This is a genomic window from Glutamicibacter sp. BW80 (genome assembly GCF_002332385.1).
In the GTDB taxonomy this organism is placed as follows: Bacteria; Actinomycetota; Actinomycetes; order Actinomycetales; family Micrococcaceae; genus Glutamicibacter.
The window spans coordinates 31,591-52,569 of sequence record NZ_NRGV01000060.1 but is presented as its reverse complement, the minus strand read 5'-3'; the positions used below and the strand labels follow the sequence as shown (position 1 = coordinate 52,569).

General features: G+C 64.6%; 17 protein-coding genes. 9 read left to right on the top strand and 8 right to left on the bottom strand.

Going from position 1 to position 20,979, the window contains the following annotated elements; genetic code table 11:
* Positions 1-174 precede the first annotated feature (174 nt).
* Genes CIK76_RS16455 through CIK76_RS16445 form a run of 3 tightly spaced genes read right to left on the bottom strand, consistent with a single transcriptional unit; the run spans position 175 to position 4,222 of the window.
* Positions 175-1,596: an alanine racemase gene (locus tag CIK76_RS16455; RefSeq protein WP_217990421.1), complete on the bottom strand. Its 1,422-nt coding sequence runs from the start codon at positions 1,594-1,596 to the stop codon at positions 175-177.
* A complete protein-coding gene (locus CIK76_RS16450; RefSeq protein WP_096288413.1) occupies positions 1,596-3,227 on the bottom strand; it encodes an FAD/NAD(P)-binding protein in 1,632 nt (543 codons plus the stop codon). The genes CIK76_RS16455 and CIK76_RS16450 overlap by 1 nt, the downstream gene beginning before the upstream one ends.
* Positions 3,224-4,222, bottom strand: coding sequence for a pyridoxal-phosphate dependent enzyme (locus tag CIK76_RS16445; RefSeq protein ID WP_176484267.1), 999 nt, complete (start codon positions 4,220-4,222; stop codon positions 3,224-3,226). The genes CIK76_RS16450 and CIK76_RS16445 overlap by 4 nt, the downstream gene beginning before the upstream one ends.
* Positions 4,223-4,535: 313 nt before the next feature.
* On the opposite strand from CIK76_RS16445, the gene CIK76_RS16440 reads away from it, so the two are divergent.
* Genes CIK76_RS16440 through CIK76_RS16425 form a run of 4 tightly spaced genes read left to right on the top strand, consistent with a single transcriptional unit; the run spans position 4,536 to position 9,307 of the window.
* A complete protein-coding gene (locus tag CIK76_RS16440) occupies positions 4,536-5,273 on the top strand; it encodes an ATP-binding cassette domain-containing protein (RefSeq protein WP_096288466.1) in 738 nt (245 codons plus the stop codon).
* Positions 5,270-5,956 carry an ATP-binding cassette domain-containing protein gene (locus tag CIK76_RS16435; RefSeq protein WP_096288409.1) on the top strand — a complete coding sequence of 229 codons (687 nt, stop codon included), beginning with the start codon at positions 5,270-5,272 and terminating at the stop codon, positions 5,954-5,956. The genes CIK76_RS16440 and CIK76_RS16435 overlap by 4 nt, the downstream gene beginning before the upstream one ends.
* An 18-nt stretch (positions 5,957-5,974) precedes the next feature.
* Positions 5,975-7,495 carry an ABC transporter substrate-binding protein gene (locus CIK76_RS16430; protein WP_096288407.1) on the top strand — a complete coding sequence of 507 codons (1,521 nt, stop codon included), beginning with the start codon at positions 5,975-5,977 and terminating at the stop codon, positions 7,493-7,495.
* Between the two features lie 12 nt (positions 7,496-7,507).
* A complete protein-coding gene (locus CIK76_RS16425; protein WP_096288405.1) occupies positions 7,508-9,307 on the top strand; it encodes an ABC transporter permease subunit in 1,800 nt (599 codons plus the stop codon).
* A gap of 28 nt (positions 9,308-9,335) precedes the next feature.
* Here the strand turns inward: CIK76_RS16425 and CIK76_RS16420 are convergent, their stop codons facing one another.
* Entirely contained in the window at positions 9,336-9,980 is a 645-nt protein-coding gene (locus CIK76_RS16420) for an arsenate reductase ArsC (protein ID WP_096288403.1), read from the bottom strand.
* 464 nt (positions 9,981-10,444) lie between these two features.
* On the opposite strand from CIK76_RS16420, the gene CIK76_RS16415 reads away from it, so the two are divergent.
* Both CIK76_RS16415 and CIK76_RS16410 read left to right on the top strand, forming a co-directional pair.
* Complete coding sequence (locus tag CIK76_RS16415; RefSeq protein WP_096288401.1) at positions 10,445-11,677, top strand: MFS transporter; 1,233 nt, start codon at positions 10,445-10,447, stop codon at positions 11,675-11,677.
* 108 nt (positions 11,678-11,785) lie between these two features.
* A complete protein-coding gene (locus tag CIK76_RS16410; RefSeq protein ID WP_096288464.1) occupies positions 11,786-12,451 on the top strand; it encodes a histidine phosphatase family protein in 666 nt (221 codons plus the stop codon).
* Positions 12,452-12,465: 14 nt separating this feature from the next.
* On the opposite strand, the gene CIK76_RS16405 is transcribed toward CIK76_RS16410, so the two are convergent.
* The 3 genes from CIK76_RS16405 to CIK76_RS16395 all read right to left on the bottom strand — a co-directional run bounded on the left by CIK76_RS16405 (position 12,466) and on the right by CIK76_RS16395 (position 15,750).
* Positions 12,466-13,833 (bottom strand): MFS transporter, encoded by a 1,368-nt coding sequence (locus CIK76_RS16405; protein WP_096288399.1) that lies wholly within the window; start codon positions 13,831-13,833, stop codon positions 12,466-12,468.
* 279 nt (positions 13,834-14,112) lie between these two features.
* Positions 14,113-15,255 (bottom strand): phosphate ABC transporter substrate-binding protein PstS, encoded by a 1,143-nt coding sequence (gene pstS / locus CIK76_RS16400; RefSeq protein ID WP_096288397.1) that lies wholly within the window; start codon positions 15,253-15,255, stop codon positions 14,113-14,115.
* 177 nt (positions 15,256-15,432) lie between these two features.
* On the bottom strand, positions 15,433-15,750 hold the full coding sequence (locus CIK76_RS16395) for a hypothetical protein (protein ID WP_096288395.1): 318 nt from the start codon (positions 15,748-15,750) through the stop codon (positions 15,433-15,435).
* A gap of 170 nt (positions 15,751-15,920) precedes the next feature.
* On the opposite strand from CIK76_RS16395, the gene CIK76_RS16390 reads away from it, so the two are divergent.
* From CIK76_RS16390 to CIK76_RS16380, 3 genes are read left to right on the top strand one after another with little or no spacing between them, the layout of a single operon-like run.
* Positions 15,921-16,991, top strand: a complete 1,071-nt coding sequence (locus tag CIK76_RS16390; protein WP_096288393.1) for a hypothetical protein — start codon at positions 15,921-15,923, stop codon at positions 16,989-16,991.
* A complete protein-coding gene (locus CIK76_RS16385) occupies positions 16,991-17,698 on the top strand; it encodes an ABC transporter ATP-binding protein (protein WP_096288391.1) in 708 nt (235 codons plus the stop codon). Before CIK76_RS16390 ends, CIK76_RS16385 begins: the two co-directional genes overlap by 1 nt.
* A complete protein-coding gene (locus CIK76_RS16380) occupies positions 17,695-18,930 on the top strand; it encodes an ABC transporter permease (protein ID WP_096288389.1) in 1,236 nt (411 codons plus the stop codon). Before CIK76_RS16385 ends, CIK76_RS16380 begins: the two co-directional genes overlap by 4 nt.
* A gap of 51 nt (positions 18,931-18,981) precedes the next feature.
* Here the strand turns inward: CIK76_RS16380 and CIK76_RS16375 are convergent, their stop codons facing one another.
* Positions 18,982-20,883, bottom strand: a complete 1,902-nt coding sequence (locus CIK76_RS16375; RefSeq protein WP_096288387.1) for a glycerophosphodiester phosphodiesterase — start codon at positions 20,881-20,883, stop codon at positions 18,982-18,984.
* Positions 20,884-20,979 lie beyond the last annotated feature (96 nt).

Sequence of the window (20,979 nt, the reverse complement as noted above, 5' to 3'; positions counted from 1 at the left end):
GTCCTTGAATCAGGGGCCAGTCATTTTGTCCCTCTCAGTCAAGACGTCGAACAGAAAGTGCGAAGATCGACAGAACCTGACTCTGAGCGCTGGTCCTGCTCTCCGTCGACATGTGTCAGCGGCTATCTGTGGCGGTCACGCGATACCCCAATGTCGAGACGAATTAACAGAATTTCACGCCAATTCCATCTCGATACTCTGCTTATCGACTGAATCCTGAGCCCATTCCCCGGCATCCCAGCAAAGATTGCGCGCCAAGGGCAGCTGATGGGATCCGCTCTCGATGATGTGCATCAAATATCCGCCGGTATTGGGAAAAGCCACGAGGTCTCCTGCGGCCACACCTTGCGGAAATTCGAAACGACGCCGCAAAATCAGCTCTTCCTCGATGCAGTAGGCCCCCACCAAAAACGCGCTAAGCGCGACGCGCTCGCTTCGTGGTGTGCCTGTTTGGAGGAGCAAAGGATCGACGAGGAAGTCCGCCGACGTTGAGCGGCACTGGGTTCTGTTCATATGCAGACCCACCAACGGGAGTCCATCGCTGCGCGTCTTGACGAAGGCCACCTCTGCAAGCGTCATCCCGCAACCGTCCAGCAGCGTCCGGCCGGGTTCGCAGCGCAGCTGTATGCCGCGTTCTTTGAGCATTTGCGCGACGGACTCACCCGCTCCCTCGGAGTCGCTTGCAAGAATTTGCTTCAGCCATTCTCCGCGGATCAATTTCTGGTGGTAGGGATATACCGAGCCGCTTGGCTCGGTTCCGTTGGCGCCCAGCCGATCGGATTTCCACGTCAAGGACTCATCCCCAGCGGGCAAGGCGGCAAGATCCTCCCAAAAACCGGTCCATTGCGCGGCATCATCCAGATAGGACATCGGGATCCCGCCACCCATGTCCACGAATTCCGGGGCATGGCCCAAATCCCGCAACGCATCAATGAGCCGCAACGATTCGGCCAGGACCAATGCCCGCTGCTGAGCGCTGTACCCATTGAGATGGAAATGGATGCCACACACCTCCAAGCCCGTGGTTCGGTCCGCAGACTCGAGAAAGTCGAGCCACTGCTCCGCACGGAGCCCGAAACGTGTGGGAGCAATCTTTGGGTTTGTGGAGGCGAGGCGCAGCGCGACCCGTACTCGGCGGCCGGACTCCGCCGCAATATCCAGCAGATCCAGCGCCTCGTCAACATTATCCAAGCTCAGCACCACGTCGTTGTCCACCGCCAAGGTGAGCAGTTCCGATGACTTGACCGCAGCCGTGACGATCAGCCGGTCTGCCGGAACTCCACGTTTCAGGCACTGGTCGAGTTCGCGGAAACTCGCCACATCGACGCCGCAACCCTCCGCCGCGGCCTGGTCGATGGCGCCGATCGTCTTGTTGGCCTTGCGCGCCAAATAGATCTGGAAATCGGTCCCGTGTTCCTCCGCTGTTTGTCGCAGCTCCCCGATATTCCGGCTCATCGCCGAGAAATCGTGGAGGTTCAATGGCGAGCCATGTTCTTCAATCAATTCTTGGCATAGCCCCGGGTCGGTCAGGAGCCGCTCCATCCAAGGTTCCAGACGAGCGGTGAGCGGAGCGGTTCCGTGCATCAGTGGTGGCATCAAGGAGCTACTTTCTGGCTTGCGGAGGTAATTTTCGTTGCTACTCTCTGAGCCCAAGCCCGGTATTCCGGGTGCAGGGCGCGGTTCAAGGTGTCATGGCCCAGGGTGGGGTCTTCGGTGGGCCTGCCCAGGGCAGCCAGCGATTCGCTCCGATCCCCTCGGGCGTTCAAGCAGGTACCGTCGGCGTCCGTCAGCAGCCCGCGTTCTGCGCGGCGGATCTGGATTTCTTGGTTCGCGAGCAAGCTGCCGAACAAGGAATGAGCCGGGCGTCCCTCCGGTGCCGGGCCGCTGAGCGCCCCTGCTGGTGCGGTCACCGCGTCGATCGTTATCGCATCCGCAGTTGCGGCATCGGCAGCTGGTTCTTGGCGGAGTATTCCCGCATCAAACAGTGCCAGCAGCTTCTGTGCGGTGGGTTCGGGAGGACCGAAAGCCATGCGTTCGAGATTCGTTGCCAGGCGGTTGAACCGCACGCGGTTCGCGGCACCCCACTGGATTCTGGACAGCGACTGCACCAGTTGCGCATAGAGCCCTGACCAGACAATGGCCCAGATCCATTCGTGGGTGGCCGAATCCTCGCCGCGGTTGGCTCGGAGGCTCGCACGCAGCTTTTCGGCGGGCGAGTTGAGTGCAGCCATCGCTTCGGAGTGCCCGGCAAGTACGGTGTTGAACAGCTCCGTGGCGGAGGCACGGATGCCGCTACGCTGCGTGCACCGCAGGGCGCAAGCCAGCAGGATCTGCCACAGCCCTTCCAGATCAGCTGCGTATTGATCATTGGCTTTGGTACTTGGTGCTGCGTTCGCCGCTCCCCAATGGCGAATTTGCGTTCGAAAGTCATCCAGTACCTCGCGCAGGCTTGCTGGGATGCGCTGCGGTTTGGGGCTCATCGGGATATTGGTTCGCGAAGTCATGATGATGCGCGCAGGTTCTTGCCCACCGGGAAGATAGCGCACCTCGGCGAACCTCTTGCTCGTTACCTGTTCCCAGCGTCCGCCCCTCCCCTCGGTCAGGGTCAGAACCACGTCATAGGCAGTTAATGCCGCACCGCGAATGAGAACGTTGCTTCCCGGCGGCACCTTGCCTATTGAATCGGCTTCACTTTCAACCGTCAGCTGCGCTGCGCTGAGTGCCCCGCCAAGCATGCCTTCCGAACGGTATCCGGCCAGTCCGTGCCCGGTCGCGAGCACCACCTCGTCATAGAGTTCGGCTCCTTGCTCGGTGGAGACTTCCCACTGCATCCCATGGCGCACGGCGCCGGTGACTACCGAAGGCCGGTGTGCCAGGTTCAGGCGCCCGTATTCGGCGAGCCGTTCGAATTGCTCGCTCAGGTACGCCCCGACCAAGGCTCTGGCGGGGTAGGGGTTCTCCCCTTCAGCATTTTCGCCTCCTAAGGCCCACCACTGATCAAAGCTCTGCGGGCACAAACTGGACGAGGCGTCGATGATGCGGGAGTTGACGTTCAGCCGCAGCTCACGCGGCTGGCCGGCGTTCCAGACCCTGCCGGCCCCCGGCGGATACGGATCATAGACATCAACCTGAACTGCATTTTCCTGACATTTATTCAGTGCATCGTTGAGTTCGAGCAGGGCGAACAAGCACTTCGGTCCGCCGCCAATCATGGCAATGCGGGTCATCGGGCCGGAGAGTCTTCCAATGACTGCGAGTTATCCAGATCCGGTTCCTCACCTAGATTCTCGCGGACCCAGTCATCGTTGTAGACGCTCTGCAGGTAGGGCACCCCGGAGTCATGGATCAGGAAGGCAATGCGTGAACCATCCGGAATCTCCGGGAGCAGCTGATCCACGGCGGAGACAATCGCCCCGGTTGACGCTCCGGCCAGAATCCCTTCGCGCCGGGCGAGCCACCGGCAACCGCGGACCATCTCGATCTCCTCGATTCGGCACACTCGATCCGGTTCGGATTGCAGGGCCAACGCCGGAACAATACCAGCCCCGAGTCCGGGTAGCCGCCGGTTGCCGGAGTCGCCGCCGAAGAGCACCGAACCCAGCGCATCCACAGCCACCAGCTCGGTGGACAAACCATGCTCACGCACGTACTTCTGGCAGCCCAGAAGTGTGCCAGTGGTGCTTGTGGCGACGAAGAGCATGTCCAGACGCCCATCCAGCGCTTCCATGATTTCGGGCATGGTGGTTGAGTAATGCGCCTCGGGATTATGCGGTGAACCATACTGGTTGGTAGTCACCGCGCCCGGATTGTCGGCGAGCAGTTGTGCTACCCGGGCGCGGCGGGCGGCGAGCCTGTTCCCGTCCGGCGGGTCGAGCACCAGATCAACCTCGGCACCGTAGGCGCGCATGATTTCCAACGCCGACTTATTGGCGTTCTCGTCGACCACAGCCACGAATTTGATCCCGCGCACCACGCACTGCCTGGATAAGGCGATGCCCAGATTTCCGGATGTCGACTCGACGACCATGCCGCCGGCCTGCAACTGGCCCGATCGCATGAAGGCATCGATCAGGCTTCCGGCGGTGCGCTCCTTGGTGCTCCCGGAGAGCTGCAGCAAATCCAGTTTTGCAAAAACCTCAATGCGAGGCGCGTCAAAAAGCCTGTCCAGTTTCACCGTAGGTGAGTTGAAAGGACTCAGAGTTCCTACACTATCCATGATCATTACTCGCATTCGGGCGGTGACAAATCCTGCTGACAAGTGCTTGGCAAAATGAATGCGGTGTGACCTCCACCGCTACCCAGTTTGGCAAGTCTAAACATGGAAGATCGGAACTAGCTAGCAATACGCAAGTATAAGTTTCGATTTTGATTTCCCACCACTCTGCCCACCGCCAAATTCAACGAATACCTGCAGAAACTATGCCTCGCCGAACGGTCCGGCCCCCATCCTGCATTCCCTCCGCAGGCACCGCTGCTCGCCGCGCAACCGCAGGATTTGCGCCAATAGTCTAATCTAAGTGATAATCATTCTCATTATGACTGTTAAGAGCACCCTCGCTCAGCGCGCCACAACTGGCCACGCGCTGGGGCAGCAGCCCAACACCGGGCTCGCTGCGCCAGCGAGCCCACTGATCTGCTTGAAAAATGCTCGTGTCACGGCCGTCCGGCAGCAGCAAACCCTGCTTGAAATCGATGAGCTTGCGCTGTTCCCCGGCGAACGCCTTGTCATCACCGGGCCCTCGGGCAGCGGCAAGTCCCTGCTGCTGGCCACGCTCACCGGACGGTGGGCCGCAGGCCTGGCTTTCACCGGCACCCGCACGGTGGATTTCACCCGCATCGGGCTCATCCCGCAACGCGGGCTCGATGCCCTGCACCCGCTGCTCCCGCTAGCCCGGCAGCTGCGCAAGGTCACCGGCAAGAGCGTCCGCCAGGTCCACGAGGCACTGACCGCCGTAGGGCTGAGTGACCCGGCGCTGAGCCAGCGCAGGCCCGCGGAACTATCGGGCGGGCAGGCGCAGCGCGCCGCGGTCGCCCTGGCAGTGCTCAGCGAAGCCCCGCTGATTCTCGCCGACGAACCGACCAGCGCCCTGGACCACGAATCGCGTGACCAGACCCTGGCCTTGCTGGACCGCGTCATCACCGCTCGGCAGGCCCTCGTGGTGGTCACCCACGATCCGGCCGTAGCCGAGGTGCTGGCCACGCGCCGGCTGGCGCTGGAATCCGGCAAGGTCATCACGTCGGCCGGACCCGCCAAGAAACGAGCACGGACATGAGCCGGGCCTTACTGGAAGTAGCCCAGGTGAGCGCCACGCACGGGCGTGGCACCAAGGAGCGGCAGGTGCTCGCCCCGACGACCTTTGACATTTCGGCCGGTGAATCGATCGCCGTGGTGGGCGCCTCGGGAGCCGGGAAAACCACGCTCGCCGAGATTGTCCTCGGGCTGCGCGCCCCATCCTCCGGCCGGATCAACGTCCAGGGCCACGAATGGGCCGCACCGCACAAGCTGGTCTGCGCGCAGCGACGCCGGCTGGTGCAGGGAGTCCCGCAGGATCCGGCGGCCGCTCTGGTGCCGCGCTGGACGATTCGGCAGTCAATGACAAATGCCATCGAGCGGCTCTTGCCAGGTGAATCCGCCGACCAGCTGATCGTACGGGCCACCGAGCTCGCGCATTTCGACCCGATGCTGCTCGATCGGCGCCCGAGCCAGCTTTCCGGCGGCCAGGCGCAACGCGCAGCCCTTGCCCGGGCCTTGGCCGTGCGCCCTTCGGTGCTCGTGGCCGACGAACCGACCAGCGCCCTGGATCCGCAGACTGCGCGTGCGGTATCCGCCGACCTGCTGGCAACCATCGCACTTTCGGGAGTGGCGTTGCTTCTGGTAACCCATGACCCCCAGCTTGCCGCGCGGTGTACGCGCACGGTGCGCATCAGTGCACCGGACCAAATTCTCTTCAATTAGCCAAGGAATAGACAACCTATGATTCGACCAAGTTCCAGAACCCTCGCACTGCTCCTCTTCCCCCTGGTTGGCGCGCTCACGCTCACCGGGTGCTTTTCCACCGCCAGCCCCGGAGAAGCCTCCGCGGACCGCATCTCCGTCGCGCATATGCAGCCGCCGCGCTCCGGACTCAGCCCGCTGAGCGACGATGCTTTCAAGCTCTCCCGCTGGTCCGCCGCGGAAACCCTGGTCAACTTGGATGATGCCGGGGACGCCACCGCTGGGCTGGCCACCGAGTGGACCCGCGAAGGCGAGCTGATCTGGAATTTCAGCATTCGTGAAGGTGTCAGCTTCCACAACGGGCAGCCGCTGACCGCGGACTCGGTGGTGAACTCGCTGCGCCGCGCCATCGATTCCACCCCGGTGCCGCGCATCCTCAACGGCACCGAGCTCACCGTAGAGCCGCGCGGCGAGCGGGGCGTGCGCATCACCACCGCGGACCCCGATCCGCTGCTGCCCCAGCGCCTTTCCAGCCCGCAGCTGGCCATCTTCGACGCGGCCGCCTACACGGAATCCGGGGTGAACCCGCTCGGCACGGGCACCGGACCCTTCCAGCTTGTGGCCGTAGACGGCGTCTCGGGCGCCACCCTGGACCGCTTCGACGGCTACTGGGGCGAGCCGGCCGAAGCCCCGGGCATCGACGTGAAATTCGTCCCCGACGGCACCGCCCGCGCCGCGGCGCTGCGCACCGGGGAAGCCGATGTGGTGGAGGCAATCCCGGCCGGGCAGGCCGCTTCGGTGGACCAGGAACTGCTCACCGAAGTGCCAATGCCGCGCACCAACACGCTCTACCTGAATACCGAGCAAGGACCATTCAAGGATCCGGCCGTCCGCGCCGCGGCACGCGAGGCCATCGACCGCGCCGCCATTATCGGCTCGGTCTATGAGAACCGGGCAGATATCGCCGACGGCCTGCTGGGCCCGGCCCTGCCCTACGCAGCGAACTACCGCCAAGACGCCGACTACCAGCAGCGGCTGGCCGGCCGGGCCGAACCGGCCAAGGTGAAGGGTGTGGAGATCAGCTTGGGCACCTTCACCGACCGGGCGGAGCTTCCCGAGGTGGCGGTGCTGCTCGAAGCGCAGCTGGAAGCCGCAGGGTTCGAGGTGAGCCAGGATGTGCGCGAATACCAGTACATCGAAGCCGATGCCCTGGACGGAAAATTCGACGCCTTCATCCTCTCCCGGGCCACGGTGCTGGACTCCGGGGACCCGGTGGCCTACTTCGCCTCGGACTTCAGCTGCGAGGGCGGCTTCGCCATCTCCCAGCTCTGCGCCCCGGAAGTTGACCAGGGGATTGAGACCGCCGCGGAAACCGAAGCCGGCAAAGAACGCCCGCACCAGATCATGCTGGCCGAAGCCAGGATTCTGGGCACCGATGCCGCAATTCCACTGCTGCACGAACGTGTCATCCAGGGCGAAGTTCCAGACCTTCAGGATGCCTCACGGGATCCGCGCGAACGCCAGCTGATCACCGCCACCACCCGGCTCGGCGCCGAGTAAGGCAACTGCCCGATGAAAAACAGACGTCCCGGCGGGCGGCAAAACAAGCTGCTTTCCCTGGTCTCACGCCTGCTCAGCGGCGTGGTGCTGCTGTTGATTGCCGGCGCCCTGCCTTGGCTCTCGCGTACCGACCCGGCCGCCGCGGTGCTGCGGGCGCGCTACGCAGAACTGGAGCCCACGCCCGAAGCCCTGGCGGCAATCCGTGAGCAGCTGGGGCTCGATGGCGGCCCGCTGGCCTCCAGCCTGCGCTGGTGGTCCGCGGTGCTGCGCGGGGATCTGGGCAATTCCTGGGTCAGCGGGGCCGAAATCGGTCCGGGCGTGTGGCAGGCGGTATCCGTCTCCGCCACGCTCACCGCCTTCGCCATCATCGTTGCGCTGCTCGTCACCAGCTGCCTGATCGCCCCGGCCGCGGTGCGTGCGCTGCGCGGCCTGGAGCACCGCGGTTCCGGGCCGGTCGGCGTCGCGCTGACCGCACTGCCCGAATTCCTGCTGGCAAGCATCCTGCTGGTCATCGTCTCGGTGCAGCTGCGCTGGCTGCCGCCCTACGGCTGGACCGGCCTCGAGACCGCCATCCTCCCGGCCCTTGCCCTTGGCATCCCCGCGGGAGGCCTGCTCGGACGCTTGCTCGCGGATGCGATCTCCGGGGCCGGCGAGGAACCCTGGGTGAACGTCTGGCGTCTGGCCGGAGCCGGCGCCCCGGTCATCCTGTCCGGGGTGCTGCGCCGGGCGGCCGCGACAACCATCGATCAGCTGGGTCTGGTGTTCATCGGCCTGCTCGGCGGCGCGGTGGCCGTGGAACAGGTATTCGCGATTCCCGGACTCGGCCGCTATCTGCTCGGTTCGGCCAATGCCCAGGACATCCCGGCCCTGCAGGCCGGGGTGCTGCTCATGGCGGGGGCCGCGGTGCTCATCGGCACCCTCACCGCGTTGGCCAGGCGCTGGTTGCGCGGCGGACCGCTTCCACCGGGCTCACTGCCTCCGGCGCCCGAGGCGCGCGGCGATGGGCGGATCGCACGCTTCACCGCAATAATTACCTGCTCCGCGCTGCTGGCGATCCTCGCCTTCGGCCTGCCCCGGGACCCCTATGCGATCGAGCACCAGCGGCTGGCCGCGCCGAGCCTCTCCTTGCCCTTCGGCGCGGATTCCAGCGGACGCGATCTGCTTGCGCGGGTTGCCCACGGAACGCTCGGGACGATCACCCCCGCGGTATTGATCGTCTTGTGCGCCATCATCATCGGCCTGCTGCTGGCGGTGCTCGGCGACATCTCCCGCGGCCCGGCAGAAATCGCCAATGCCACGCCGCCGATTCTTGCCGGGGTGATCATTGCGGCGCTGATGGGCCCCTCCGTCGGCGGAGCCGCGCTTGCGGTGCTGTGGGTTACCTGGCCGCCGCTGACCGCGCATGCCGCCTCGCTGATCGACGAGGCGCGGGCCATGGGCCACATCCGCTGGCTTCCGCTGGCCGGGATGTCACGCTTCGAGATCTTCACCCGGCATATTCTTCCCGCAACGCTTCCGGCGCTGCTGCGCCACGGCATGCTGCGCCTTCCGGGCGTTGCCCTAGCGCTTGCCGCGCTCGGCTTCCTGGGTCTCGGCGCGCAGCCGCCCATGCCGGAGTGGGGCCTGCTGCTCGCCGAAGGCATCGGCTACGTGGAGCGCGCCCCGTGGACCACGCTCACCCCGGCGATTGCCCTGGTGCTGACCTCGGTATGCGCGGTGGCCGTGGCCGGGATGCGGCGCGCACTGCAAAAGCCGGCCCGTGCCGAGGCCAAGACCGCGGAACCTGCACCGGCAGGCATTTCGGGAGCATAGCGCGACGCGGCCGCGACGGTCCGGCTGCTTAGGAGGATTGGATGCGTTCCCAGAGCTCGGTCACGCGATGCTCAATGTCGGCGTAGATTCCCCTCGCCTCGTCAAGCGTCATATCCTGCGGATCGGCGACGTCCCAGTCCAGGTATTGCTTGCCTGGATAGATGGGACAGGTGTCACCGCACCCCATCGTGATGACATAGTCGGCGGCTCGCACCACGTCATCGGTGAGCGGCTTGGGGAACGCATCTTCCAAGCTAATATTGTGTTCCTTGAGCAGCTCCACCGCCAATGGCTGAATCTCTCCGGCGGGCAACGAGCCCGCGGAGCGGACCTCCACCCGCCCGCCGGATACTTCCGCGAGCAATGCGGCGGCCATCTGCGAACGCCCGGCATTTTGCACGCAAACGAATAATACCTGTGGATTGTCCTTGGCAATGCTGCCCATGGATTGAGCGAGCGCGCGCAGTCTGTCATCGGCGAAGCGGGTGGCAATGGCCGCCAGGTAGGTCCGCACACGTGCGGTACGCCCCAAGGTGGCATACGACTCGAAGACATAGCGTTCTATCATCTCGGGAGTGAACGTGCCCGCGTAGCGTTCGGCTAAATGCTCGGACATCCGGCCCAATACGTGGGTGTCCTTGGTGGGATCGGTGTCGTTCGGTGTCCAAGTCATGTGAACTGCCCTATTCCTTTTTCTCAGCTGGCAACTCATCGCTACGCAGCAACTTTGTGAAGATCGGTGATTTATCCAAGGCGTTTTTGACACCGGCGGCATAAAAAACACCCACGGCAAACTCGTCAGCTCTGGAAGAGCATGGTCCATCTCGCTTAACCATCAACACGTACGTCGCTAGACATCGATGACTATCGATATCTAATCTTCGGCAATACATCGATGATTGTCAATATCCCAGGTTGCCGGTCAATGACGAATTCATTTGGCTCACCACAGGCCGCCGCACACTCCCGACGGCCACCAGGCAGGCGCGTAATGGCGCAATCCGGCCCCGCCTGGCCGTGCACGGTGCAACATCAAGCGTTACAAAGGCGCCTGATGCGGCGGAGCATGAAAGAATCCATGCGTATGTCTCGGATCACGGAACTTTTTGCGCGTGATCCAGCGTGGAAGGACGTGGCATGGCGACAGGACCCACCCCGGCTATCGCGCATCAGCGCACGGATGCGGCCTGGATAACAACGGTCTTTGCGGGCATTATGGCGGCCTTGCATATCTGGAAGCTCCCTTCGGCGCTTCCGGTGCTGCAAGAGGAGCTGCATATCTCGTTGATCCTCTCCGGCGTGCTGCTGGGGGTGGTCCAGGTCGCCGGCATGCTCGGCGGCTTGGCCATGTCGCTACTCGCCGAAATCTATTCTCAGCGAAAAATCATGATCCTCGGCCTGCTCCTGCTCATTCTCGGCTCGGCAATGGGCTCCTTCTCCCCCAACGCCGGGATGCTGCTGGGCACGCGAATTATCGAGGGGGCCGGGGTGATCATGTGCAGCGTGATGGGCCCCGGCCTGGTGCGCGCCCATGCGCCGCTGCAACGCATGAATTTGGCGGTGGGCTGGTGGGCCGCCTTCATGGGTATCGCCACCTTCTTCGGCGTCTTAGGCACAGCGGTTGCCCTGCGCTTCATCTCCTGGCAGAGCTGGTGGTTCATTCTTGCGGTGCTGACCGTGCTCCCGATCCTGCTGATTCTCAAGTTCGTCTCCGCCTCTGCCCCGGGCGGAGGCACCAGCGCCAAGGAAGCCTTGAGGAAAATCGTGGTGACCGCAGCTTCCGGCCGCATCTGGATCAGCGGCATCATCTTCGGCTGCTACACCGTGCAGTGGATGGCAATCGTCGGATTCTTGCCCACCATTTTCCGTGAAGACGGACTGTCGCCAATCCTCGGCGGGTTATTCTCGGCGGTAGTCGGCGGGCTGAACGCGCTCGGAGCGATTATCACCGGGCTGCTGCTGCACCGCGGAATCGCCGGCAAGAAAATGCTGCTGGCCTCCTTTGCGGTCATGGCCGTGATGGCCCTATTGACCTTCGCGATCGACTACCCGGCATCGCTGGTGCTCGTTCAGGTGCTCTGCGTGGGGCTGTTCTCGCTCTGCGGTGCCGCCGTTCCGGCCACGATGACGCGCTTGGCGGTTGATCTGGCACCGGAGGGCGGCTCGGCCCCGGCCGCCATGGGCCTCATGCAACAGATATTCAATATCGGAAACTTCACCGGGCCGATGCTCGTCGCCTGGCTGGTGGTCCTCACCGGCGGATGGAATTCCACCTGGTGGGTGAGCGCGTTCTTCGGGACGCTGGGCTTGGCGATGGTCATGGTTCTGCTGCCCAAGAACTCGCCGCTGAACTCGATCCAGCACGCCTAGGATACCCACCAGCCGCCGCCATAAATGAGCACCGCCGCTATGACGCCCAAGAGCCTTCAACGCGTGGCGCACTACCCAAGGCATCGCCGCAATGGGCACAATGATCCCATGCGCCTTTTCCTCATTCGCCACGGACAAACACCTTCGAACGTCGGGCACCACCTCGACACGGCGGAACCGGGAGCGCCGCTGACCGAGCTCGGGCAGCAGCAGGCCGAAGCCCTGGTGGCCCTGCTTGGCGAAACCGGCATCGAGGCCATTTACGCCTCGAACCTGGTGCGCACCCAGCAAACTGCGGCTCCGCTGGCCGACGCCCTGGGACTGGAGGTCGCCGTGCGCAGCGGATTGCGTGAGATCTCCGCCGGCGCGCTGGAGATGGCCAACGACCCGCAGTCCGTCCAGACCTACCTGTCCGTCGCCCTCGGATGGGCCGACGGACAGCTGGAAACCCCGATGCCCGGCGGCGGTCCGGACGGCGCATCCGAATTGGCACGCTTCGATGAAGCCGTGGCCGAGGCGGCAGCCTCCGGTGTGCAGACCGCGGCGCTCTTCACCCATGGGGCCATCATCCGCGTCTGGGCCGCAGCCCGGTGCGAGAACCTGGACGCCGCGTTCTCCGCGGAGCATTCGGTATCCAACACCGGGGCCATCATCCTCGAGGGCTCCCCCGGAAATTGGCGCGCGACCCAGTGGCAAGAGCAAGCCATCGGCGGAGCGGATCTGGAAGATCCGGCCACCGACGGCGCGGCCGCGGATACTTTCACCCGAGAATAGGGACCGCTTTCAGCTCAGAGGTTTTCCGGGCCGGTCTCATTCCGCTTTCCAAGATCAACGTTCTCGGTGTCCCCATCCTGGGGATACAGGTCCGCTCCGGTGCGGTCCTTCAGCGTCAGGGTCGCGAGCAGCGAGGTGGCCACCCAAATGAACAGGTACGTGGATACCGCCACGGTGGTATCGAACTTGCCCACCAGCGCGGCGGCAATGGTCGGCGCGAACGCGCCGCCGACCACCGAACCCAGCGCATAGCTGATCGAGGCGCCGCTAAGTCGAATGCGCGCCGGGAAGAGCTCGGCGTAGAGCGCCGGCAGCGGCCCGTAGGAGAAGCCCATGAAGGCGCCGAAGACCACCAAGGACACGGTGACCCAAGCCAGGTTCGCGGTTTCGATGAGCAAGAACAGCGGGAAGAGCCAGGCAAGCAACAGCACCCAGCCGATGATGAACATCTTCTTGCGCCCGATTTTGTCCGAAAGCACGCCGCCGAACCAGGTGGAAATCAGCCAGGCCACCGAACCGATGGTGATGATATTGAGGATGTCTCCGGCGTTCAGTTCCAGCTTGTTTGTCGCATAGCCGAGAATGAAACCGCCGGTGAGCATGTAGCCTGCGGTGTTGTTGCCCATGAACACCAGGGTCGCCTGGATGACCTTCTTCGGGTGCTTGCGAAACAGCGTGGACAGCGGGGCGGTCTCGGTCTGCTTGGTCTTCTCCAGCTCGTGGAAGACCGGGGACTCCTGGACTTTCACGCGGATGTAGTGGCCGATGAGGATCAGCACGAAGCTGAGCAGGAAGGGAATGCGCCAGCCCCAGGCCATGAACTGCTCCGCGGAGAGCACCGCGGCGATAATCGCGCTGACCGCCGAGGCCAGCAGCATGCCCGCCGGAACGCCAAGCTGCGGGAAGGCGCCGAACTTTCCGCGGGCATTGTCCGGGGCGTGCTCCACTGCCATGAGCGCGGCCCCGCCCCACTCGCCGCCGGCGGAGAAGCCCTGGACGATGCGCAGGAAGATCAAGAGAATCGGGGCCCAGACGCCAATGGTTGCGTAGGTTGGCAGCAGGCCAACGAGCGTGGTGCCCACGCCCATCATGATCAGCGTGGTGATCAGCACCGCGCGGCGGCCATAGCGGTCGCCAACCCGGCCCATGACCACGGCCCCCAAGGGGCGGAAGAGGAAGCTGATGCCGACGGTGGCGAAGGCGATGATCGAACCGAGCGACCCTTCGGCCGGCGTGAAGAACTGCGGAGCCAACACCAGCGCCGCGGCATTGGCATAGATGAAGTAGTCGTACCACTCCACGGTGGTTCCCACCATTGTCGCACCGGCGACCCTTTTCTGCTCCGGCGTCATACGCCCCGATGCGGAAGCTGCTGCAGTCATTGCTCCTCCTCGATATAGCGAGTGTCTGGGAGCATTTTCCTGCACATATCCGGGCGCTCGGCGCCGGACTTGGAACGACTCCCTAGCCCCGATATTAGGCTTGTATTTATAGTCCTACAAGGGCTGCAACAGCACGCTGGCGCCCGGGAAGCCAGCGTGCTTCGGGGTGGAACGGCTCCAGTCCGCTCGTGTGCCGGCGGCACGGCACCGCAGGATCACCGGCCCGGCGTTGCCGATTCCCGCGCGCTGCCGGCCCCGGGGTAAGCGAGGCCGCCGCGGCTAGGAGCCGGCGGTGATCGAGTCGATGGCGGTGCGGGCTTCTTCGGCCAGCTGCTCGGGCATCGGGGCACTCTTGGCCGAGTCGGCGGACACCTTCTGGCCCTCGTCGCTGACCACGTATTGGCCGAAGGTCTTGGCCAGTTCCACGGTCTGCGCATCAGCATAGCTGCTGCAGAACAGCAGATAGGAGACCAGCACCAGCGGGTAGGCGCCCTCGGCGGTGGTTTTCCGGTCCAGCTCCAGCGCGATGTCGTGCTCCTTGCGGCCTTCGGCGCGTTCGGATTCGGCTACGGCCAGGGCCGCGGCCTCGCCGCTGACGGCCACGAATTCGCCGCCGACCTTCAGCTTCACCTTGCCCAGGTTCTCATCGACCAGGGAGTCATCGGCATAGGTCACCGCGCCCACCGCACGGGTCACCGTGGTCACCACGCCGGCGTTGCCCTGGGCCTTTTCCAGGCCGGTCGCATCCGGCCAGCCGCCATCGGGCTCATGGGCCCAGGCTTCGGGGGCAACGCTGTGCAGGTACTCCGTGAAGTTCTCGGTGGTTCCCGAGTCATCGGCACGGGCCACCCCGGTGAGCGGAACATCGGGCAGTTCCACCCCCGGATTCAGCGCGGTGATGGCGGGATCCTGCCAGGAGCGGATCTCGCCGGAGAAGATCCTGGCGATGGTCTCTGCGTCCATATTCAGCTCGCTGATCCCGGGCAGGTTGAAGGCGATGGTGATCGGGGAGATGTAGGCGGGGATGTTGATCGCGCCCTGCGGGCCGCAGGTTTCGATCGAGCGCTGGATCTCTTCTTCCTTGAGGTACGCATCGGATCCGGCGAATTCGGTGCCGCCGGCCAACAGCCCGGCGCGCCCGGCGCCGGAGCCCACCGAGGCGTACTGCACCTGGACCTTGGGGTGCAGCGTGGCGAATTCGGTGGTCCAGGCATTCATGGCGGAGTTCTGCGCCGTGGATCCGCCTCCGGTCAGCGTGCCTTCAAGATTCGAGGTATTGCCCTCCGCGGCATTCCGCTGCGCTTCGCCCAACGGGTAGTCCGACCCGCATCCGGCCAGCAATAGTGTCGCAGCCAGGCTTGCGGCGACTATGAGCTTGGGTGAACGGGCAGATGCCGACCGGCGGGGGAGGCTGGGGCGCACGGGTGCTCCTCAAATCTTGGCTGAATGTTGGACAGGCTAAAAACACAAGTCAAGCATCATACTGCTCAATGCTCGAAACTCATTACTTCGCGCTGGTGCAACTACCTTACGTCGAATCGGGTACGCGTGCGGTGCGCGATTGCTCGAAGTCTTGAAGGTCCTGGGCAAATCACCCGGTCAGCGCCCCAGCCGCTTGGCGGCCGCTGGAAAGATCAAGACCGTCAGCGCGCCGGTGACCCTCACGGAAGCGGTCACCTCGGAGAGAATCCCGCGGGCGGCCGCGGGCCTCAGCGTTCTGAGCGGCGCGAGGTTGAAATTCACGCCGCTGGTCACGGAGAATACCGAGATCAGAAAGCTGAATCCCACGATTTCCACCTTGTCCATCACCTCGGCGGCATACTCGGCCTTCACCTCCTTGAGCACCGCGTTGGCCAGGATCCCGGCGGCGAACATGCCAAGGGCCGCATCCAATTCGAAGACGGCGGCCACCAGCATCAGCGAGACCAGGAGCAGCTCGGCACAGAACTTTTACTCCAGAAGCAGGTCGTAGCTGACCTGTACGGTAAAAAACCAACATTTTCGGTTAAAGATGGGATTATTGCCCAAATAAGCTTGGTATTTGCTGGACGCTTTGCTATTCATTGAATGGTGAACAGAGTAACTGCATGAGCCAACGCCGCGTATTCCGCCGCTTCATCCTTCCTTCCGCCTGGCTGCTGATCGGCGCCCTCGTCGCCGTCAGCCTGGTCAAGCTCGCCTTCACCGGCAGCAGCTCGGCCGCCGAGGACCAGCTATATCCCACCGGCGAGGTGCCGGCCGAAACAATCATGGTGGAAACGGGCACCGTGGAGAACACCCTGTCGATTTCCGGGAGCATCAAGCTCGATGCGGCGCAGCCGCTGAACGCCCCGCTCGACGGCGTAGTGAACTGGGCCTTCGTGAAACCCGGTGACCACGTGAGCAAGGGCGACCGGATCTTCCAGATCCGCGCCGAAACCCAACCCGAAGCCGCCGAGACCACCGAGTCCGATCAAGAATCCTCCGCCGGGGAGGAACCGGTGCAGGCCGCCGAGCCCGTGGTGACTTACCACGACGTGTACGCCCCGGCCACCGGCAAGGTCGGCAAATTTGCCATCGAGCTCGACGACGAGGTCACCAAGGGCGCCGACCTGGCCAAGGTGCAACCGCAGAACTTCAAGGCGGTCGGGGCGATCAGCCCGCTGGACCGCTACCGGCTCATGGATGGAACTCTCGAAGCCACGATCACCATCGAGGGCGGGCCCGAGCCCTTCACCTGCAAGGATCTGAGCGTGGGCGATACCGCCTCGGCCACGGTGGACGCCGATTCACCGGAGCAGGAGCTGGACCCGGGGATGGGCTCGATATCCGCCGAAGGGCAGGGCTCCAGTGCCTCGGGCAGCGAAATTTCCTGTGACGTTCCGGCGGACACCGTCGTTTTCGATGGGCTGTCCATGGCCATGGACATCGAGGCCGGAACCGCCGAAGAGGTGCTGACCGTACCGGTCACCGCGGTCCGCGGGCTGGTCGGCAGCGGCGCCGTGTGGCTGCTCGACGAGAACGGCAAGGAGATCCGCACCGAGGTGCAGCTAGGGGTCACCGACGGCAAGGTCGTCGAGGTGGCTTCCGGACTGGAGGCCGGAGCCGAGGTGCTGCGCTACGTTCCGGGCTCCGCTCCCGAGCCGGCTGAAGGCCCGGGAATGGAGATGTACCCCTGATGAGTTCTGCTCAGCTGCTGAAGCTTGAGAACGTCACCCGCAGCGTCCGGCTGCCCGATGACAGCGAACTGCGCATTTTGTCCGGTATCGACCTGACCGTCACCGAGGGCGACCATATCGCCATCGTCGGGCGCTCGGGCACCGGGAAGTCCACGCTGCTGAACATCCTCGGACTGCTGGACCGGCCGACCTCCGGCGCCCTGGCCTGGCGGGGAAAGGACGCCACGAAGCTCAGCGCCCGGCAGGCGGCCGCGGCCCGCGGCCGGGACCTGGGTTTTGTCTTCCAGCAGTTCAACCTGCTGCCCGGACGCACCGCGCTGGAGAATGTGATGGCGCCGCTGATGTACTCCAGCGGCCGCGACTTCTGGCAACGCCGCAGGCTGGCCGCCGAGTCGCTGGACCGGGTGGGGCTTGGCGCCCGGCTCGATTCCATGCCGCAGACCCTGTCCGGCGGCGAGCAGCAGCGCGTGGCCATCGCCCGCGCCCTGGTCCGCCGCCCGCGCGTGGTGCTCGCCGATGAGCCCACCGGCGCGCTGGACGTGGCCACCGGCCGCGCGGTGATGGAGCTATTGGATGCGGCCACCGTCGAATCCGGCGCCGCGCTGATCACCATCACCCACGATTCCAATGTTGCGGCGCTGGCCCGCGAGCGCTTGAGCCTCGACGGCGGACGGCTGCATCCGCTGAGCCAGGAGGCCGCGCGATGAACACCCTGGCCCGCATCTTCACCGGATTCATCGCCGCCTTGCTCGAGGCCTGGCAGGAGCTGCGCATCCACCGGCTGCGGGTGCTGCTCTCGCTGATCGGGGTGACCATCGCGGTGGCCTCGCTGACCACCGCGGTGGCCGGAGCGCAAATGGCCCAGCAGCTGATGACCGAACAGCTCGAGCGCAACGGGCGTCCGGCGATGATCAGCACCTACGCCATGGACCCCGCCAGCCAAGGACCGCCGCAGAGCTCCGCTGAGATCACCGCGGCCTTCGAGAAAACCAGCGAGCGCTTCAAGATCGAGTACACCTCGCTGATCGGCCGCACCTTCGGGACGCAGGCGGTCCGCCAGGGCCTGTCGGTGGATACCGAGATGCAGGTGGTCGACCCGGACTATGGCCCGATGCACCGGATCTTCGCCCAGCACGGACGCTGGCTGGAGGACGCCGACGCGCAGAACCTCTCCCCCGCGGTGGTCGTGGACAAGACCACGCTCAGCGCGCTGGGCATGGAAGAGGGCACGCTGCCGGCGACCATCGAGCTGCGCGGCCTCGGCGGCGACGTTTCGGTCACCGTCATCGGCGCCACCTCCACACGGGGCTACGGATCGATGGGGCAAATGTGGATGCTGCCCGAGACCTACGAGCACTGGTTCGCGGCCGCCGCCCCGCTCAGCGATGTCAGCTATGCCATGTGGGTGCCCATCGAGGGCTCCGAGGAACTGGCCAGTCATTTCGCCCGGCAGATGCAGGCGGAACTTCCCGGCTACGTCGTCGATTCCCAGCGCCAGGACTATTTGGCCTGGGGCAACGACGAGTCCCTGAAGCAGTTCGCCCTGGTGGTCAGCTCGATCGCCGGCATCATTTTGCTGCTGGGTTCGCTGAGCCTGCTCAACGTGGCCATGGTGACGATGAAGCAGCGGATCCGCGAGGTCGGGATCCGGCGCAGCTTCGGCGCCACCACCGGTCGGGTGTTCTTCTCGGTGATGATGGAAAGCGTGGTGGCCACCGCCGTGGCCGGCGGGCTCGGGGTGCTGATCTCCGTGGCCCTGGTCTCAAACCCGAAGCTGATCAATGCCGTGATGGCCACCGGGCTGGATGAGATGCCCGGGTTCCCGGTGCAGGCCGCGCTGCTGGGCATGGGCGTGTCCATTGCCGTCGGCGCGTTGACCGGCGTCCTGCCCGCCCTGGTGGCCGCCCGTGTACGCATCGTCGACGCGATCCGCGTCTGATACGCCGTTGGCCGGGCAGGCCCACCCGGGTTGGCCCGGTGGGGGTTCTGGCTACCGGAACAGATCCAGGTGGGCCAGGGCTACCCCCACCCGGTAGGCGGAGCGCGGGCTGCTGGAGACCAGTTCCCTGTCGTGCAAGGCAATATCTACGCTGTCGGTCACGATGCCGTCCACTCCGAGGCTCAATAGTTCGCGAATGGTCGCCTCGTCATTAACCGTCCAGACAAAGACCGGTTTGCCTTCGGCTTGAGCCGCGCGCAGCACCGCTGGATTGAAGGAGGCCTGTTCCACGACGATGAAGTCGGCTGCGACGTCGGGTATGGCTCCGATGCTCATGGCAATCGTCAGCCCCACCTGCAGCTCCGGGCGGCGCTGCTTGATCTCGCGCACGGCTTCTGGATCCAGCGAGTGATAGATATTCGCCTCGGCACTCCCCGTTGCATCCACCTCGGCGAGGAAACGATCCAGGTAGCCGGCGGACTCATGCCCGGTCACCTTGAGTTCAACCAGCAGCGGGATCTCCAGTTCCTCCGCCCGGTTCAGGTACTCGGTCATGGTGGGAATCTTGCCGGTGAACCCTCCCACGGATTGGGTCACGGCGGTGACCTCGGCAACGCTCATGTCATAGATGTTCTCGTTGCGTCCGGCGACAACCAGCAGATTGGTATCGTGGCTGGCCACGAAGTGGCCGTCTTTGGTCTCCTGGAAATCTGCCTCGACGTAGTCCGGCTGCAGCTTTGCGGCGGCTTCCAACCCGCCGATGGTGTTTTCCACTCCGCCGCCGGAGAATCCACGGTGCGCCAGAATGGCGGTGTCGGCGGCACGCGAAAAGGTGCCGGCCATAACCGGGGCCGCATTCACGCTTCCGGCCAGCACCAGTGCGCAGGCAGCCGCGGCTCCCATCGCACGGAGCAGCCTTGACCCAATGGCGGGCGCCGGTTCCCGCAAGCTGGCCAAATTATCTGGCAGCCCGAGCCGGGACCGGGTAGCTGCCACGAGCACCTGGATGATCACCACGGTCGTCGCGCCAATGACCAGGAATCCCAGGCCCTGGCCAACACCGATGCCGAGCGAAGCGGCCCAGGCCGCCCCTTCGGGCTCCAGGAATCCGCCAGCGGCGGCCGAGCCCCACACCAGGAACTCGACGATAAATGACATCAACAGGGCGGAAGCCAGCACCGGAACACCCAGCAGCGCCGCGGAGCGCCAGAAAGTCCGCCGGGTGGCACGCAGGCTCTCGACGATCGCACGATAGGGCCGTCGCCGGCCCACCACGAACATTGGCAGCGTCAGCATCAGGCGCAGATTGAGGTAGATCACTGCGCCGATGATGGCGGCGTACAAGCTGCCGCTCAGTGGTGTCTTCAGGTACTCCCGGGTGATGAACGGCGGGATATCGATGCCTTGGATGAGCACGGAAGACAGGCCGAGCCCACCGAGCGGAAGCACCACGAATAGGTAGGCCATGAGCAGCGGCGAGGGGTACCGGGCAAAGCGGCCCAAGGCGCTGCAGGTCTCGCTGGCTATGCCGCGCATGGTTGGCGGCAGGCCGGCTTGCTGTCGATTGACCATGACGATGAGGGCAGAGAACTGCAGGCCCATCGCAAGCAGCACCAGGACGGCGATCAAAAGGAGCAATAAGACGGCGCTCGGGTCCGCAAGCATCACCGGCAAATTGCGATCGGTGAGGTTCGTCAGCCCGCAGGATTCCAACGCCAGGGAAAACAGCGCCTTGACCCCGGGGATCACGGCCAGTGCGTTGACCAGCTGCAGGGTGACGATGACGGCGAGATACCGCAGAGTGTGCGCATGCCCCAGGCGCAGCCCATGGGAGATGAGCCCAAGAGCCGAAGGCGCAGCCAACCGTCCGCGGCCTTGCCCGGACCGGTCCGAACCACGCGTTGCGGGGCCGGCGCTTTGGTCCGTTTCACCGGCTCCCGAGGGTTCATTCATCGTCCGGGTCCTACTTTCAGGTTTCGTGTGCGATATGGCGCCAGTGCAACGTTTTGGAAGTAGTTGACCTTGGTCTCTTCCTATTCTAGAACTGCA